At 50.3% G+C, this 17,901-nt stretch carries 14 protein-coding genes; 7 read left to right on the top strand and 7 right to left on the bottom strand.

What is annotated here, in order from left to right; all coding sequences use genetic code 11:
- Positions 1 to 108: 108 nt before the first annotated feature.
- Positions 109 to 1,845, top strand: coding sequence for a phospho-sugar mutase (locus HMPREF9469_RS26615; RefSeq protein ID WP_007869618.1), 1,737 nt, complete (start codon positions 109 to 111; stop codon positions 1,843 to 1,845).
- Between the two features lie 88 nt (positions 1,846 to 1,933).
- Here the strand turns inward: HMPREF9469_RS26615 and HMPREF9469_RS26610 are convergent, their stop codons facing one another.
- The 7 genes from HMPREF9469_RS26610 to HMPREF9469_RS26580 all read right to left on the bottom strand — a co-directional run bounded on the left by HMPREF9469_RS26610 (position 1,934) and on the right by HMPREF9469_RS26580 (position 10,371).
- Positions 1,934 to 2,857 (bottom strand): tyrosine-type recombinase/integrase, encoded by a 924-nt coding sequence (locus HMPREF9469_RS26610; RefSeq protein WP_007869614.1) that lies wholly within the window; start codon positions 2,855 to 2,857, stop codon positions 1,934 to 1,936.
- Between the two features lie 43 nt (positions 2,858 to 2,900).
- Complete coding sequence (locus HMPREF9469_RS26605) at positions 2,901 to 3,761, bottom strand: tyrosine-type recombinase/integrase (protein WP_007869600.1); 861 nt, start codon at positions 3,759 to 3,761, stop codon at positions 2,901 to 2,903.
- A gap of 341 nt (positions 3,762 to 4,102) precedes the next feature.
- Positions 4,103 to 5,065 carry a hypothetical protein gene (locus HMPREF9469_RS26600; RefSeq protein ID WP_007869597.1) on the bottom strand — a complete coding sequence of 321 codons (963 nt, stop codon included), beginning with the start codon at positions 5,063 to 5,065 and terminating at the stop codon, positions 4,103 to 4,105.
- 147 nt (positions 5,066 to 5,212) lie between these two features.
- Positions 5,213 to 7,072 (bottom strand): PspC-like choline-binding domain-containing protein, encoded by a 1,860-nt coding sequence (locus tag HMPREF9469_RS26595; protein ID WP_007869594.1) that lies wholly within the window; start codon positions 7,070 to 7,072, stop codon positions 5,213 to 5,215.
- A 184-nt stretch (positions 7,073 to 7,256) separates the two neighbouring features.
- Complete coding sequence (locus tag HMPREF9469_RS26590; protein WP_007869591.1) at positions 7,257 to 8,498, bottom strand: putative ABC transporter permease; 1,242 nt, start codon at positions 8,496 to 8,498, stop codon at positions 7,257 to 7,259.
- An 85-nt stretch (positions 8,499 to 8,583) separates the two neighbouring features.
- The gene (locus HMPREF9469_RS26585) at positions 8,584 to 9,516 is read right to left on the bottom strand and encodes a tyrosine-type recombinase/integrase (RefSeq protein ID WP_007869588.1); all 933 of its coding nucleotides are present in this window, start codon (positions 9,514 to 9,516) and stop codon (positions 8,584 to 8,586) included.
- 18 nt (positions 9,517 to 9,534) lie between these two features.
- On the bottom strand, positions 9,535 to 10,371 hold the full coding sequence (locus tag HMPREF9469_RS26580; RefSeq protein ID WP_007869578.1) for a tyrosine-type recombinase/integrase: 837 nt from the start codon (positions 10,369 to 10,371) through the stop codon (positions 9,535 to 9,537).
- Between the two features lie 751 nt (positions 10,372 to 11,122).
- On the opposite strand from HMPREF9469_RS26580, the gene mreB reads away from it, so the two are divergent.
- The 6 genes from mreB to secE all read left to right on the top strand — a co-directional run bounded on the left by mreB (position 11,123) and on the right by secE (position 17,899).
- Positions 11,123 to 12,163, top strand: a complete 1,041-nt coding sequence (gene mreB / locus HMPREF9469_RS26575) for a rod shape-determining protein (protein ID WP_007869576.1) — start codon at positions 11,123 to 11,125, stop codon at positions 12,161 to 12,163.
- Positions 12,164 to 12,374: 211 nt separating this feature from the next.
- Positions 12,375 to 14,666, top strand: a complete 2,292-nt coding sequence (recD2, locus tag HMPREF9469_RS26570; RefSeq protein ID WP_007869574.1) for an SF1B family DNA helicase RecD2 — start codon at positions 12,375 to 12,377, stop codon at positions 14,664 to 14,666.
- Positions 14,667 to 15,026: 360 nt separating this feature from the next.
- Positions 15,027 to 15,752 (top strand): ComF family protein, encoded by a 726-nt coding sequence (locus HMPREF9469_RS26565; RefSeq protein ID WP_007869570.1) that lies wholly within the window; start codon positions 15,027 to 15,029, stop codon positions 15,750 to 15,752.
- A 48-nt stretch (positions 15,753 to 15,800) separates the two neighbouring features.
- Entirely contained in the window at positions 15,801 to 17,294 is a 1,494-nt protein-coding gene (locus tag HMPREF9469_RS26560) for a hypothetical protein (RefSeq protein ID WP_007869567.1), read from the top strand.
- 168 nt (positions 17,295 to 17,462) lie between these two features.
- Positions 17,463 to 17,612 carry a 50S ribosomal protein L33 gene (gene rpmG / locus HMPREF9469_RS26555; protein WP_008726232.1) on the top strand — a complete coding sequence of 50 codons (150 nt, stop codon included), beginning with the start codon at positions 17,463 to 17,465 and terminating at the stop codon, positions 17,610 to 17,612.
- A gap of 26 nt (positions 17,613 to 17,638) precedes the next feature.
- Positions 17,639 to 17,899 carry a preprotein translocase subunit SecE gene (gene secE / locus HMPREF9469_RS26550; RefSeq protein WP_007869565.1) on the top strand — a complete coding sequence of 87 codons (261 nt, stop codon included), beginning with the start codon at positions 17,639 to 17,641 and terminating at the stop codon, positions 17,897 to 17,899.
- Positions 17,900 to 17,901: the final 2 nt, after the last annotated feature.

The raw sequence follows: 17,901 nt of genomic DNA, 5'->3' as shown, positions 1-17,901 counted from the left end.
AAATTAATCAAGGCTTGTACTTCCTTTTTTTTGCCTGATATAGTATAATCTTAAGCATAATATGCAGGCAGATTATGCCTAATACTGCATTCAGGAGGGAGTATATTTATGAAAGATTACATGAAGATATACCAGGAATGGTTATCAAACCCCTATTTTGATGAGGCCACAAAAGAAGAGCTCCGCGCCATTGAGGGCGATGAGAATGAGATTAAAGAGCGTTTCTATATGGATCTGGAGTTCGGTACAGCCGGACTGCGCGGCGTAATCGGTGCAGGCATTAACCGTATGAATATTTATGTGGTAAGGCGTGCAACCCAGGGCCTTGCCAACTATATTATCAAACAGGGCGGCGCAGACAAGGGTGTTGCCATTGCCTATGATTCCCGCCACATGTCACCGGAGTTTGCCATGGAGGCGGCCATGACCCTGGCAGCCAACGGTATTAAGGCATACAAGTTTGAGTCGCTGCGCCCCACGCCGGAGCTGTCCTTTGCAGTCCGGGAGCTGGGCTGTATTGCCGGCATCAACATCACAGCCAGCCACAACCCGCCTGAATACAACGGCTATAAGGTATATTGGGAGGACGGCGCCCAGTTTACACCGCCTCATGACAAGGGCGTTACTGATGAGGTGCTGGCCATTGAGGATCTGTCCACGGTAAAGACCACGGACGAGGCATCCGCAGCGGCAGCGGGCAAGTACCAGGTGATCGGCAAGGAGATTGATGACAAGTATATTGCCCAGGTAAAGGCCCAGGTTGTGAACCAGAAGGCCATTGACGAGATGCAGGACCAGATCACCATTGTGTATACACCTCTCCACGGAACCGGTAATATCCCGGCCAGAAGAGTGATGGAGGAGATCGGCTTTACCCATGTCTATGTGGTGCCTGAGCAGGAACTGCCGGACGGTGATTTCCCGACTGTAAGTTATCCCAACCCGGAAGCCGAGGAAGCATTTGCCCTGGGCCTTAAGCTGGCCAGGGAAAAGGATGCGGACCTGGTTCTGGCAACAGATCCGGATGCCGACCGTCTGGGCGTATATGTAAAGGATGCCCGTTCCGGCAATTATATTCCTCTCACAGGCAACATGTCCGGTTCCCTGCTATGCGAGTATGTGCTCAGCCAGAAGCAGGCGGCAGGTAAGATACCAGCCGATGGCCAGGTGATCAAGTCCATAGTTTCCACCAACCTGATCGATGCGGTTGCAAAGGAATACGGATGCCGGCTCATTGAGGTGCTCACGGGCTTTAAGTGGATTGGACAGCAGGTGCTTAAGAACGAGAAGACAGGCCAGGGAACCTATCTCTTTGGAATGGAAGAGAGCTATGGCTGTCTCATCGGCACCTATGCCAGGGACAAGGACGCGATCTCGGCCACGGCAGCGCTGTGTGAGGCAGCAGCCTACTACAAGCAGAAAGGCATGACCCTGTGGGATGCCATGGTGGCTATGTACGATAAGTACGGCTACTATAAGGATGCGGTGAAGTCCATCGGCCTGTCCGGCATTGAAGGACTGGCCAAAATCCAGTCCATTATGGAGACACTGCGGGCCAATACGCCGGAAGCGGTGGGAAGCTACAAGGTTATCTCAGCAAGGGATTACAAGTTAGACACCGTCAAGGACATGGCTACCGGAGAAGTGAAGCCCACCGGACTTCCGTCCTCCAATGTACTGTATTATGACCTGAATGACGGCGCCTGGATCTGCGTAAGGCCTTCAGGAACAGAGCCCAAGATCAAGTTCTACTACGGGATCAAGGGAAGCTCCATGGAGGATGCGGAGGCAAAGGCAGAGGCCCTGGGAGCAGCCGTGATGGCCATGGTGGATCAGATGATGTAAGTGAATATCATGAATGTTATAGGGGATGCCCGGCGGCGTAAGCTGTCCGGCATCCCTTTTTGGCGCAGGGCGCCCCGTGCATGAGCGTTTACCAGGTGACGATCTTATCGATCAGCTCTCTCTGTTCATCCGTGGATTTGTTAAGGTAAATGCGCGTTGTTTCAATGCTGTCATGTCCCATCAGATCTGCCAGCAATGAGATGTCATTAAAATTTGCAAGAAAATTTTTGGCAAACCGGTGCCGGAAGGCGTGGGGATACACGGTATCCTCAGGTATGCCGTAGCGGCGGGCCAGCACCTTTAACTGGCTGCTGATGCCTCTTGGGGTGATGGGATCCCCGTGGGAGTTGGTAAAGAGAAAGCCGGATACAACGCCTTTTTCATGGACCCAGTCCAGGGCTTCCTGGCAGAGGGCATCGGGAAAGTAGATCCTGCGCACCTTTCCGCCTTTTGAGCATAGGTCCATATACCCCATCTCCAGGTGTTCCGCCTTGATTTGTATCAATTCACTGACCCTGGCTCCGGTGCAGGCCAGGAACCGGACCACAAAATACCAGTACATGTTGCCATCGGATTTCAGGGAATCTTTGAATCTCATATAATCTTCCTGGGAGATCACGCGGTCCAAAAAAGAAACCTGCTGCGTCTGCACCACAGGGAGACGGAAGGCGTCACGGCTGTCCCTATGGCAGTCCGAGGGAAATCCAGTGTTGTCCGAAGCAGCCCTGCTGCCATCGGAATCCGGCCCTTTGTTGTCCAAAGCCATTCCAATGCAGTCCAGGTACCTGTTGATCCCATAGATCCGGTTGTTGACCGTGGCAGCCGTATAGTGCTGCACCAGATAATCCTTATACAGCATCAGATTGGTCGTATTCAGTTCATCGAACAGGGAGTAGTAGAGCCGGCATGAGGCCAGACAGCTTTTAATGGTATTAGGGGAGGCGTCCCGCCTTTTCAGATAATGGATAAAATTTAATTCTGCTTCTTCAGGCATCTGTCTTGATGCGCACATAAAAATCACAACCTTTTATAACAAGTGACTGATGGCTTACGGATCACCAATTCACCACCTGATTAAAAATCTGCGCCTGTTCGGTGCTGGTTCTTCTCAGGTAAATGCGGGTGGTCTCAATGCTGTCATGCCCCAGTAAATTGGAGAGAAAAGCAATATCACCGCCATTTTCAATAAAGTTCTTTGCAAAGCGGTGGCGGAACGAGTGTGGGTAAACTACCTTGGGGTCCAAATTATACCGGCAGGCATAGGTCTTTAACTGCGCCCGTATGCCCGAGATGGATATACAGCTTCCCAGGTGGCTCAGAAACAGGGGCCCGGTGCGTCTGCCCTCTGCCTTAAGCCAGTCCATGGCGTCCTTTTGCAGGGAAGATGGGATATAGATGCGCCTCATTTTATTTCCCTTTGAATAAAGATCCTTGTATCCCCTGTGCACGTCCGCTACCTGGAACATCACCAGTTCGCTGACCCGGACACCGGTGGCGGTGATGAATCTGACAATAAAGTAAAATGTGTACTGTTCATCTTCCCAAAGCCTGCGCTTTAAGTATTCATAATCAGCCTGGCTGATGACATGGTCCAGATAGCTTTTTTGCTGGACGCGGACGGCACGGATCTTATAATCCCTGATCCCCAGGAATTTCAGGAAACAATTCAATGCCCGGATGCGTATGTTGACGGTCTGCGGTTGGTAATGATCCATGAGGGAGACCTTATAAAGGCTGATGTTGTCCGGTGACAACCGGTCATAACAGGAGTAAAAATGTTTCACCCCATATACATATGCGGTTATGGTATTGGAAGCCATATTTTGCCGCAGCAGATAGTCCTGGAATGCGTCTAAGGCTTTGCTCAGTTCCTGGTTTTCAGCGGCTGCATGGGCGGAGGTTTCTGACGTTTGCATGCTGATACACGACCCTTCTGTAATTTATCGAATATAGTAGCATAAATATTTAACAAAATAAATGTACAGTTGTTAAAAACCTGTCCAATTTGCCAAATTTCCATAAAAAAATTCCAGGATACTCGCCCCCCTGGCGGGACAGTGCTGGGAAAAATAGACAATATGAGGAAAACTGTCACCCTGCAGGTAAAAATATAAGTGGTATGTGAAGGGGTATAAAAATACCCCCATACCACTTATCATAATATGTTGTAACTGTTCAGGACGGCGTATCTTCTTGACCGGTCATGCCGTCCAAGAAGCATCGGATGTCCATCGGATGTGAAAATGGGTGCAATATGTCATTGATTGACAACGCCCGGTCCCAGGCTCTTGTTATCCTGCTCCGTCTTGGCGGATGGATTGCCGTCCCAGACACCGCTTGCATCCACATAGTAGCCGTCAGGCGTTATGCTGTCTGTTTCCATATAGGCGGCGATGTTAAAATAGTACCATTTCCCATCCGTATCCTGGACCCAGGTGGATGCAGCATAGTATCCGTTCTTTCCAACATACCGCCATCCCTTATCATCCTGGACCCACCCCGGGTGATAGCTGGTTTTTTCACCGCTGGAATTGACATAATATCCGTCCGGCGTAATGGTGTCGGCCAGCATGATGCCATTTTCATCCATATAATACTGCTGGTCGCTGACTTTCAGCCATCCATTGCTTACATAGGTGCCGTCCGGCTTCAGGTAACGGTATTTGCCGTCCTCATCCTGCTGCCATCCGGGGGTGACGGTCCCCACATAGGCCCCGGCATCGGACCCGTCCACATTGATCAGGTATTTCCGCACTTCCGGGGGAAGATCGCCTGGATTAACTCCTCCCGGCAGACTGACCACATCAATGTAGCGTTCCCTGGAGGGCAGGACCCTATTGTTTGTCACCAGTGTGATGCGCAGGGCAGGTTGTGTGCCTTCCGGGAGGGAGGGCTGGTTTTCCGGAATTGCCCAGACTCCGTTTGCATTTACAAGGTCCGGCGCCTGGCCCCAGGGCCTCCCCGCCGTATAATCAAAGGTATACGCGTAATCATAACCCCTGTTCAGGATCACATCACTTTCCTGAATGGTATTCCCGCCCACTAGGATCGCAAAATAATAACCGTTTCCGCAGTCAATGGGTCTCCACTCAAAAAGATAGGCGCCGCAGTTTTCCATGGCCGTGGCGGCGGCATCAGTCTGGTCTGCATATACAGATGCAGCAGATGACATGGCCAGGATCAATGCCATACCCAGCCCTAACAAATTTTTCTTTAACATATGGACCTCCTGTCATTTCTGTTCTCCGCAAAAGGAAGAGTATTTATCAGCTGACGCCAAAAAGGCGTTATGACCAACATATTGCTATATCAGCCATAACGCCTCCCCCTTAAATCATGTCAGTGCGGTTTAAGGCAATATCAGGAATTAGTCCTCAACATAAACGCCTTCGATGGTTCCGCCCTTCTTAACTACATAGTAGTAGTCGTTTCCATCCTTGTTCTTGCTGTTGCTGTCAATTACCTTACCGGAAGTATTAACCAGGATGTACTCAACACCCTCCTCAGCCGCATCGGTACTGAGTACATAAGCTTCCTTCAGATCCTTGGCTTTCTTGGAAACATGACCGATATCAACAGACTCGTTTTCAGTCTTGTCGCCGATTGCGTCTACCAGTCCTGCATCATCAATAAAGTCAGCAGCGTCATCCAGCTTCTTGTAAGTTACAGTCTTCTTATTTGTGGTGGAATCTGTAGTGGTTGTCTTTTTAAATACAACGTACTTGTCATCGGAGTCTGCTCTCAGAAGCATACCGGACTGGTACAGCTTATCGTCCTTCTCGCCTGTTACGCCAGCGCCCTTGTTTCCGCCGGACTTCTCAAAGTAGAAGTTGTGGTTCTCGCCGTCAACAGAAACAGTGGTCTTGCCGGTTCTCATGGAGCCGTCATCGCCGCCGCCGAAGTAGTAGCACTTGAAGCCGTTGGTCTCATAGTAATCAGCTGCATTGTCAAGGAAGTTATCCTCATCGTCAAATGGATAGTAATCATCATCATCCGCTTTTACGATCAGGTTCTGGTTATCCTTATCCTCATAGATGAACTTCAGGCCGTTGATCATACGTCCATCATTCCTGAATGCATACTTTTTGCCCTTGATGGTCTTAAACTCACCGGCATACAGGTTGCCGCTGCCGTCTGCATAGTACCATGCCTCTTCATCATCATCATATTTTTCATCGTTGAGATATTCAGCGGATACTACCTTGAACCATCCCTTGCTTACGCGGGCACCGTCATCCACACTGCTGAAGTATTTCCATGCCTGTGTATAATGGGAGTCTTTTCCGCTGCCGGTAAGGATGCCGTCTCCATTGCCGTCCGTACCGCCAATTGCGTAAGACTGTGTTCCTACGCCGCCTGCGCCGCTGGTGCCTTTTTGTACCACGGAACCGGAAGCAGTAGTGCCTGCACTGTAATTGCTTTCTTTCTTAAGGTCATCCTCATCCAGGGACCACTCTGCAACCATTGCGCCATACTCGTCAAATGCGTACTTTCTGCCGTTGATGGTCTTGTCTTTTGTGCGGTCTCCGTTTTCTGCATATACTTTCTTACCGTTGGATTTGAAGTAGAACCAGCGGCTCTGATCCTCGTCATCATTAAATGCAGCAGCAGTATATTTGTAATCGTCCTCGGTTGCTTCATCATAGGTGATATCCAGCTGGATCCAGCCAACTGTCATTGCACCGTCATCCTCGCCGCCGAAGTAATAAACGCCTTCCTTGAAGCCGTCCCCGTCTGAGTCGTCAACGCGCTCTGCGCTGTCATCATCAACCCATCCAAAGAGCATCTTGCCATCTTCGTCAAACGCATATTTCTTGCCGTTGATGGTCTTTAAGGAAACCTTGTCATTGTCGCCATTGGTTAAGGCCTTGCCGTTTGCCTGGAAGTAGTACCAGTAATGCTCCGGCTCGTCATCCTCACCTGCGTCCTCGTTCTCAATGGCAACCCACTGGTTTGCAGCCATCACACCATTGATGTCCACATAGTAGTAGTTATCGCCATCCTCAATCAGGGTATCAATGGCCATCTCGCCATCGCTGTCCAGGTAATACCAGTTGTTCCCGGATTTCTTCCACTGATCGGTTGCGCGCTCGCCGTCTCTGTTGTAGTATACCCAAGTACCATCTTCCTCAGCCCATCCTGTAGCTGCAAAAGAAGTCATGGATGCACCAATAGCGAGCAGTGCTGCTGTTGATAATACAGCAACTAATTTTGTCTGCTTTCTCATAATTAATGCACTCTCCTTTTTCTTTTTGAAATACTTTTTGAAATTCCTTTATTGCATTACGAGTTGATTATACTTCGGATAAGGAAAAGTATAGATAGTCACGCCCCCTCCATTCCTAAATGTGCCGAAGACAAAAAAAGGGCAGAACCGCCAAACAGTTCTGCCCATTGCATCATATTCCTTTTTATTGTTCCTCTTTCTTTCTGTCCGCGATCTCCCTCAGCTCCTTTAAGGCCTCCCCAAACCTGGAGGAGGATGCGGAAGGATTGCCCTTTAAAAGGCTCCGCCTGTAAAATCCCATGGGGCTGGATATGCGGTGCCTTTTTTCCGTGAGCACGCTGAGCCGCCCGGACAGAGCAGCCAGCTTTTCCCTGCGTTCCCTGACCGCTGCCCTAAGTTCACCGGTGAGATCCCTGTGTCCGGCCGGTACTTCGACAGATCCATGCTTGGTTCCGGTCTCCCCGGCCGCGGTTTTCCCGGCTCCGGCCCCGGTCTCCCCAGCCACGATTTCTCCGGATCCAATTTCCCCGGCCCTGGTCCCGTCACGCTGGCTCAAAGTGGCGCTCACCCTGGCAGCCGCATCCTCGGTGAACTCAGACAGCTTCCTTGCGGTCCCGGACACCTTGTCTGCGGTCCCGCCAACCAGTCCGCCCACCTTCTCAGCCGTATCCTCCACAAATTCGCCCATGCGTTCCATGGTGTTTTCCATCATGTCACCCAGGCGCTCTGCCGCATCTTCCTTCAGGGACGCTGCACGCAGGGCTGCTTCTGATCTGACCATTACAAACTTCTGGGAAGCCTCTTCCTTTACTTCCTCCACCTTTTGGGCCGTCTCAGCCTTCAGCAGCGCCATCTGCACCTGGATATCATCCAGCTCCGCCCGCATATTGGTCATGGCATCCAGCACCTTGGCCAGGTCCAGGGCAGCCTTGACCGACTCGGCTGCATCGGCTGCAAACAGCAGGGATACCACAACAACACAGACAATATTCACCATCAAAGGCAGACCCAGCACATACCGCTCAATGGGACGGTGGATCACCTCGGTGAGGAAAATGGTGAGAAAACCCCAGGCAATGGAGGAACTGAGGCAGATATATCCCTTAAGGTTCAGACGCTGGTTGCTGTAATCCCAGTATTTCATCTTAAACAGCTTTTCCATTCCCCAGCCAGTAACATATTCCAGGATCGTGGCAGCCACCACGCCGGAGAGGTACACAAGGAACAGGTTGTCCTTCACCGGCAGGGAGACCCACAGCATCATAACAGCCCCGGTCCCGTACAGGGGGAGCATGGGAAGCCGCAGGAACCCGCGGTTCACAAAATGTTTCTTTTTCAGCGACACATAGGAGGATTCAAAGATCCACCCGAAAAAACAATATATAAAGAAAAAAGTAAGCCACTGATACCACGCGTATTCGTACATATAAGGTCATCCTTTGCTCTGTTTTATGCTTTAATCATACTGGGTTTCTGTGAAAAATGCAATCTGCATGTGGCCATTCACCAATCTACCAGGTAACAATTTTGTCGATCAGCACTCTCTGCTCATCGGAGGAACGGGTCAGGTAAATGCGGGTGGTCTCAATGCTTTCATGTCCCATAAGGTCTGCCAGCAATGAGATATCGTTGAACTTTGTGAGAAAATTCTTGGCAAACCTGTGTCTGAAGGAATGGGGATACACCGTGTCCGGACGGATCCGGTAATGTTTTGCCAGCACCTTAAGCTGGCTGCTGATCCCACGGGGAGTGATCTGGCGGCCCCGCCGGTTGGTAAAGATAAAGCCGGTCTGCACACCGCGCAGGGCCAGCCAGGCCAGCATTTCCCCGCAAAGCTTTTCCGGAAAATATATACGGCGAACCTTCCCCCCTTTGGAGTACAGGTCCATACATCCGATCTGTACATGCTCGGCTTTGATCTGTATCAGTTCGCTGACCCTGGCTCCCGTGGCCCCCAGAAAGCGCACTACAAAATACCAGAACATATTGTTGTCCCGTTTCAGACAGCGCTTTAAGCGCTCATAATCACGTTTGGAGATCACATTGTTGAGAAATGGCTTCTGCTGGTGCCTTACTGACGGAAGTTTATAAGGAGTCAGAAGGGAAAGGGTCTCAGGCAGGACAAAAAATGGATTCTCCTCATGAGCGGGCCCCATATTCTCCTCGGTAAATGCTGCCTGGAGTGCGATCACGTACTGGTTGATGCCGTATATGCGTGTGTTGACCGTACAAGGTTTATAGTGCTCCATCAGCCAGGCCTTATACTCCTGAAGATGCTCCACCGTGATATCGCAGAACAGGGAGTGATAATGCCGGACCGATGTGAGATAAGAGTCAATGGTATTTTCAGCGGAACCGCGCTTTTGGAGAAAGTCGCGGAAATACTCTAAGTTTGCCTGGAACATGTCCGGATTATGCACATTTTTATCTGTAATGGAATTCATATCATATCACCCCCAATCTTACCAGTCCACAACCTTGTTGACGATCCGGTACTGTTCACTGCTGCTGCGCCGGAGATAGATTCTGGTGGTCTCAATGCTCTCGTGGCCCAAAAGATCGGAGAGCAGGGAAATGTCCCCGCATTTCTCTATGAAATTTTTTGCAAACCGGTGCCGGAAGCTGTGGGGATACATGACCTCCGGGTCCAGGCCGTAGCGTATGGCGAAAACCTTGAATTGGGATCTGATGCCGGAGGGAGAGATGGGAGAGCCGAAACGGTTGAGAAACAGAGGGCCAACCGTGCGGCAGGCAGCCGAAAACCATTGCTGGAATTCGCCTTTCAGAATAGTGGGAATATAGATACGCCGCATTTTATTTCCTTTAGAGTAAATATCCTTGTGCCCTCTGTGGATGTCTTCTATCTGGAATGTGATCAGTTCACTGACCCTGACCCCGGTGGCAGTGATGAGCCGCACAATGAAATAATAGGTGTACTCCTCGTTTTCCATCAGCTTCCGCTTCAGGTATTCATAATCACCTTGGCTGATGATCTTGTCCAGGTAGGTTTTCTGCTGTATCTTGATCATGGAAACAGGGGTGATGGATGTCTGCCGGTATTCCATAAAACAGTTCAGGGCCCGGATCCGCAGGTTGACGGTCTGGGGCTTATAATGTTCCAGGAGATACACCTTGTAGAGCTGCAGGTTTCTGGGGGTGAGCTGCGGATAGAGATGGTAGAACTGTTCCACTGCATAGCGGTAAACACAGATCGTGTTAGGGGACTTGTTCCTTGTGACCAGGTACTTTTGAAACTGGTCCAGGGTATGGTTTGGCTGTAATTTAGGTGTTGCTGTCATTGCTGATACCTCCTCTTATGTGGTTAAATTTTCCAGTTTTAATAGTAATTTATATCTTCGGAAAATGTAAGAGGTGGGGGCACAGGGAGAACAAAAAAGAACGTCTCCCTGTGTCCTCCACAGTGAACGTCCCTTTTTGTTGGTTCGCATGGTCAGCGGCCATGCGAGGGAATGGTAGGTATATAAAAAAAGAAAATGTTATAGGGGGACCGGATAATTTTACTTACCCGGTATGAGTATGAAAAAGCTTTTTGTGCTTTACAGGTCTTATTATCTCAGGTAAATGTGAGAAAAGTATGGACGTTTCATGAAAAAACAATAAAAATTATTAGGAAACAATAAAAACAGTCCGATGCAGGCAGCGCCGGCATATAAAAAACCGCTTTGAAAAAGCCAAAGCGGGTATAATTAATAGGGGGGCCGGACGAATTGCTTCGTCCGGTATGAGTATGAAAAAGCTTTGTGATTTCAAGTAATCACTTGAAACAAAGGCCTCGTCCACCTCTCGGTGAACTTGTTATTATCATAAGCAATAATTGTGACAGAAATATGTCTATAGCATAAAAAAAACCTAAAGAAAATAAAAAAGAAAAAAACCCTTTGAAAACTTTACAATATTGTATATAATAGAAGCAATGCTATAAATAGAACAGCACAAAAACCCCATTTTAGGAGTAATAGAAGCAGCCGTTCCGGCCATACAGGTTCCATAAGCCTGCATGGGTGCGGATAGCGAGGAGGAATTATCTATATGTTTTCGATGATGTCCAATGATATTGGAATTGACTTAGGAACAGCCAGCATCCTTGTTTATATCAAGGGTAAAGGCGTTGTATTAAAAGAACCGTCCGTAGTGGCTATTGATCGTGATACCAACAAGATCATGGCCATCGGCGAGGAAGCGCGTCTTATGATCGGACGAACCCCCGGCAATATTGTTGCGGTCCGCCCCCTGCGCCAGGGCGTTATTTCAGATTACACCATAACAGAGAAGATGTTAAAGTATTTCATCAGCAAGGCAGTGGGCAAGAAGACCCTGCGCAAGCCCAGGATCAGTGTATGTATCCCCAGCGGCGCCACCGAGGTGGAGAAAAAGGCTGTGGAGGACGCCACCTACCAGGCAGGCGCACGTGAAGTGGCCATTATCGAGGAGCCGGTGGCAGCAGCCATTGGCGCAGGTATTGATATTGGCAAGGCCTGCGGTAATATGATCGTTGACATCGGAGGCGGAACTGCTGATATTGCCGTCATTTCCCTGGGAGGTCCGGTGGTAAGCACATCCATCAAGATCGCAGGTGATGACTTTGACGAGGCCCTGGTGCGCTACATGAGGAAAAAGCACAATTTGCTCATTGGCGAACGTACAGCCGAGGAGATCAAGATCAATATCGGAGCGGCATACCGCAGACCGGAAGTTCTTACCATGGAGGTAAGGGGACGTAATCTGGTGACCGGCCTTCCAAAGACCATTGTAGTCACCTCGGACGAGACCCTGGAGGCATTGCGCGAGCCGGCCCTTCAGATCGTGGATGCGGTGCACAACGTGCTGGAGCGCACCCCTCCGGAATTGGCAGCAGATATTTTTGACAGAGGCATTGTCATGACAGGCGGCGGCTCCCTTCTCAGCGGGCTGGATGCCCTGATCGAGGAGAAGACAGGCATTACCACCATGATCGCGGAAGACCCGCTGACAGCAGTGGCGATCGGAACCGGCAAGTTCATCGAGTTCGCCCACGGTATGAACATGGCCATGGAAGCATCCATGGGCGGAAGCAGCAGAGAAGATTACTAAATTACAGAACCCGGACCCATTCTAGAGCGTGTCTGAACACCTTTTCCCGCCATCTGCAGGTCCCACGTTGCGGTATATTTGACCCAATGGATTTGACGCAGTCCGCTGCGCCTGCCCATTGGGACAAGCTTTCCCCAAGGTGCGGCACACAGCTGGCACAAGGCAATGATCAGGCGCAGGCTGGGAGTCCCGGGTTCTTTCGGTTGGAAATATGGCGACAATCACGGGATTTATAGAGCGGATCAAGTTCCGCAACGAAGACAACGGTTACACGGTTTTAAGCGTGACGGACCAGAGTGACGGCGGGGAAGTCATCATGGTGGGCAATCTGGCATATGTGTCGGAAGGCGACATGATCCAGGCCAGCGGCCGCATGACGGAACACGCCGTGTACGGCGAACAGCTGCAGATTGAGAAATATGAAATGAAGACGCCCCAGGACGAGCTGTCCATGGAGCGTTATCTGGGCTCCGGTGCCATTAAAGGCATCGGGGCCGCTTTGGCTGCAAGGATCGTGCGCCATTTTAAAGCAGACACATTCCGTGTGATGGAGGAAGAACCGGAGCGGTTGTCCGAGGTAAAAGGGATCAGTGAGAAGATGGCCATGGCCATCGCAGAACAGGTGGAGGACAAAAAGGACATGCGCCAGGCCATGATGTTCCTTCAAAATTACGGCATTACCATGAATCTGGCTGCCAAGATATATCAGCAGTACGGCCCCGCCCTTTACGGCATCATCAAGGAGAACCCCTACCGGCTGGCGGATGATATCCCGGGGGTTGGGTTTAAGATGGCGGACGAGATAGCGGAACGGGTGGGCATTTTCACGGATTCCGATTACCGCATCAAGGCCGGTATCCTGTACACGCTTCTCCAGGCCACGGCCAATGGCCATACATACCTGCCCCAGGAGGAGCTGTTTGGCCTGGCATCCGATATCCTGAAGGTGGAGCCCTCAGCCATGGGAAAACATCTCATGGATATGCAGATCGACCGCAAAGTGGTGGTCAAAAACACGGCCCAGGGACCGGTCATCTATTCTTCACAGTACTATTATCTGGAACTGAATACCGCCAGGATGCTTCACGACCTGAACATCCACGGGGATACCCCGGAGGATGAGATCAAGGCCAACCTGAAAAAGGTCCAGGCCCTTCAGCAGGAATCCATCAGCCTGGATTCTCTTCAGGAAAAGGCAGTCCATGAGGCCGTGAACAGCGGTCTGCTGGTCATCACAGGCGGTCCGGGAACAGGTAAGACCACCACTATCAACACCATCATCCGCTATTTTGAACTGGAGGGCATGGAAATACTTCTGGCAGCGCCCACAGGCCGCGCGGCCAAGCGTATGACGGAGGCCACCGGGTATGAAGCCAGGACCATCCACCGCATGCTGGAGCTGGTACCATCAGGCGTGCCGGGAGGGAACGGGGATTCAGGAAAGACCACAATGGCCGGCATGCATTTTGACCGCAATGAAGAAAATCCCCTGGACGCAGATGTGATCATCATTGATGAGATGTCCATGGTGGACATCAGCCTGATGCATTCCCTGCTCAGAGCCGTCAATGTGGGCACACGCCTGATCCTTGTAGGCGATGTGGACCAGCTGCCCAGCGTGGGGCCGGGCAATGTGCTCAGGGACATCATAGATTCCGGCTGCTTTAATGTGGTAAAGCTGACTAACATTTTCCGCCAGGCAGCCCAGAGTGACATTGTGGTCAATGCCCATAAAATTAATTCCGGAGAGCGCGTGGACCTGGGTAAACGCAGCAATGATTTCCTGTTTATCAAGCGGGATAACCCGGATTCGGTTATAGGGGCCGCCATTACCCTGATCCGGCAGAAGCTGCCGGGCTATGTCCATGCCCAGCCCTTTGACATCCAGGTCATGACGCCCATGAGAAAAGGAGCCCTGGGGGTGGAGCGCCTGAACCAGATCCTTCAAAACCACCTGAATCCCCCTGACAAGAACAAGAAGGAAAAGGAAGCAGGCGGCATTATTTACCGGGCAGGCGACAAGGTGATGCAGATCAAGAACAACTACCAGATGGAGTGGGAAATCCGCAACAAATATGGGATCCCCACGGACAAAGGCGCCGGCATTTTTAACGGGGATGTGGGTATTATCCGGGATATCAATGAATTCGCCGAGCTTCTCACCGTGGAATTTGACGAAGGGAAGATGATAGAGTACAGCTTCAAACAGCTGGAGGAACTGGAGCTGGCCTATGCGATCACCATTCACAAGTCCCAGGGAAGCGAGTATCCGGCTGTGATCATCCCCATGTACAACGGTCCCAGGATGCTCATGACCCGCAACCTGATCTACACTGCCGTAACCCGGGCACGCTCCTGCGTCTGCCTGGTGGGCCAGCCCGATGCCTTCTATACCATGGCGGCCAATTGCGTGGAACAGAAACGGTACTCAGGGCTGAAGGCGCGGGTACAGGAAATCTATGACCAGGACGAGGAGGGGGACCTGGGAGCGCAGCAGCGTTGAGGAAAATCTCATGGTCTTAACCAGGGCCCCCGGGAGTGCCTGGAAGAATCTCATAGCCACAACCGGATTCATCCTGCCCCTTTCTTCCGGATCGGTCCTGCCGTATTGTAAATATCCCCCATTCATATCCCCCATTCATATCCCCCATTCATATCCCCTATTCATATCCCCTATTCATATCCCCTATTCATAACCCACATTCATAACCCACATTTACCCCCCATCTCCCCGTCCCCCCATCCCCCCATCCCCCCATCCCCCGTCCCCCCCATCTCTCCCATCATCCGCTCCCCAGGATCCAAATATACCCCAGATACTAAGTGAACAATAATCTTAAGAAATGGCAGGATAAAATTAATAATGAATCTGGTGAAAATCTGTTATAATAACATTCTAAACATCCTGTTTCCGCGGCGCTGTCCGGTCTGCGCCCGGATCGTGATGCCCAAGGGCTTCCTCATATGCCCTGATTGCATGAAAAAGCTGTCATGGGTCCGCTGTCCCACCTGCAAAAAATGCGGAAAAGAGGTTATTGGGGACACGATTGAATACTGCTATGACTGTACCAGGCATAAACGGAGTTTTGAGTACGGACTGTCCGTGATCAACTATGATGAAACTGCAAGCCGGTCCATGGCCGGGATCAAATACAATAACAAGCGGGAATACCTGGATTTTTATGCGGAAGCCATGTTCCGCAGCCTGGGCCCCCGGATAATGCGCATGAAAGCAGATGTATTGCTGCCGGTTCCGGTCCACCCCTCACGGATGAAGACCAGAGGTTTTAATCAGGCCCAGGAACTGGCCGTCAGGCTTTCTGAGAAACTGGGAATACCTGTAAACTCAACAATTCTCAGGCGCAGCAAAAAGACTGCGCCCCAGAAATCCCTGGACCCTTCCGGACGTTTGAAAAATCTGGAGCAGGCATTTATGGCAGACCATCTGCCGCCTTACATACATTCCGTGATTCTGGTGGATGACATATATACCACGGGCAGCACCATTGAGGCGTGTACAAGGATTCTCAAAAAGGCCGGGATTGAAAGGGTATATTTTATAACGATTTTTATCGGCAACGGCCAATAAAAGAAAATATATAAACCATGCTAAGACAATGATACGAGGAAGATGTCCATGAAACGATTTGCAAATTTCAGAAAACAGATAAAAATGATTGCTGCAGCGGTTTTGACAGCGTGGACACTGTGCAGCTTTGGCATTATCTTTTCAGGGGCCGCCGAGCTGCCGGGGGCAGTCACGGAAACTATAAACAGTCAGGAGGAGCTGGTCCAGTGGTACGAAAAACAGACAGGAACCGGCAATACAGTGGGAATCCTGGCAAAGGGATTGGTCATCAATAAGGAAATACGTTTAAGTTCTTCTGCCTCAACCGGACACGGGCTGATCCAGATCCGGATACCGGAAGGACCTGTAAGGATCCTGGGGCAGGGAGCGCTTAAGATCGATGATCCCGGGGTTAACATTATGGGACCACACCACCTTTTTACAGTGGAGGAAAATGGAAAGCTTATACTCGCCCAGGCAGCAATAGGGGTGGAGGATAAAACAAAGCCATCCATCCTGTGCAGAACCAGGGAGCAGGTTATCATTAGCGATAAAGTGGAGGGCGCCAGGGAGCTTATAATAGAAGCCTCAGATACGCCCGGACCGGATCCGCTGCCTCCGGATGAGAGCCAGCCGCATCCCCTCCCGGATCCGCCGGAACAGGAAATGGATCCTGAGCTGACAGAAGTCTACTTACTGAACATTGCCAGTGATAAAAGCGGTTCGGCCAGACTGAGCTTTGCAAATATCCCTGCCAATATTACGGGCTTGTACATATCCCGCAGCCCGGATGGAAAGACATGGACAAAGGAAAAAAACAAGCGCACTCTCCCGTCTTCCCAGAATGGCCAGGGCACGGTGGAATATGAAAATTTCCTGAAAGAACCGGACAATACCCTTGACACCAGCATTGTGAATGACGGATACATGATCTACAATTTCCAGTCAGCCAATCACTCCTTTTATATCAAAGTCAGGTTTGAATGGCCGGACGGGTCATGGGAATCCCGGAAAACAAAGGTGGCGGTCCCGGAATATACAGGACAGGGGCTGACCTTTGTTTACGGGGGAGGAAGTTCGGGAGGATATTACGGATCCTATGGAAGTTCAGGGGGAAGTTCCGGCAGAAGTTCCTATGGAAACTACTCCTACAATACACAGGACAGCGAAGGTACTCAGGAAGAGTCCGATGCATCGGAAGGCCCCATCAGCCGCGGAGGCGGAGGACTCAGCTGGAAAGACTTTTTCCCGGATTTCAGCAGATCCGTGCCTGAATCAGTGAAAGGACCGGAAAATGCGTCACCATCCACAGCAAAACAGATTCCGGATCCGGCACAGGGATCAGATCCAACAGACACTGAGGAAGAAGCCTTAGGAAATACAGAGAACGGCCCGGCCGAAGTGCCGGATGAGGAACCGCTTTACCAGGCCGGCGCAGGGGAACTGTCCGAAACACCGGATAATGGTATGCATAAAAAGACATGGACCGGAGTTGCCGCAGCAGTGATTATCATAGCCTGTGCAGGCATTGGGCTGATTTTTTACCGAAGAAAAAAGAAATAAGCAATGACGAAACAATGATGAAAAAGACCTAAAAAACCTTGACGTCCTGGCATTTCTATGGTATAGTAGACGGGCGAATGGAAGAGCTTAGGTCTTTTTTTTATGCTCAAAATTAAGTATCTAAGCAGCAAAATGTGAACTACGATAATATAAGTGGAGGTGGAAGTCGTGCGCACAAAGATTACACTGGCATGTACAGAATGCAAACAACGCAACTATAACATGACGAAGGACAAGAAAACTCATCCGGACCGTATGGAAACAAAGAAGTACTGCAGATTCTGCAAGAGACATACCATGCATAAGGAAACCAAGTAATCCTGTTCAGTAAAGGACGTGATAATATGGAAGAGAATACAGTATCTACTGTAGAAACCACAGAAAAAACGGCCAAGGCTGACAAGGCAGAGAAGAAATCAGCTAAGAAAGAGAAAAAGCCCAGCTTTTTCAAAGGGCTGAAAAAAGAGTATAAGAAGATCGTCTTTGCTGACAAGGAAACAGTAGCAAAACAGACAGTAGCAGTGCTTATCATGTCTATTTTTATCGGTGTGGTGATCGCTGTCCTGGACTTCGTTATGAAGTTTGGTTTGAGCTTTATTCTTTAATT

Origin of the sequence: [Clostridium] citroniae WAL-17108 (assembly GCF_000233455.1) — a bacterium.
In the GTDB taxonomy this organism is placed as follows: Bacteria; Bacillota; Clostridia; order Lachnospirales; family Lachnospiraceae; genus Enterocloster; species Enterocloster citroniae.
Note: the sequence above shows the minus strand (reverse complement) of the source record. Positions and strands in the feature narration are given on the sequence as shown.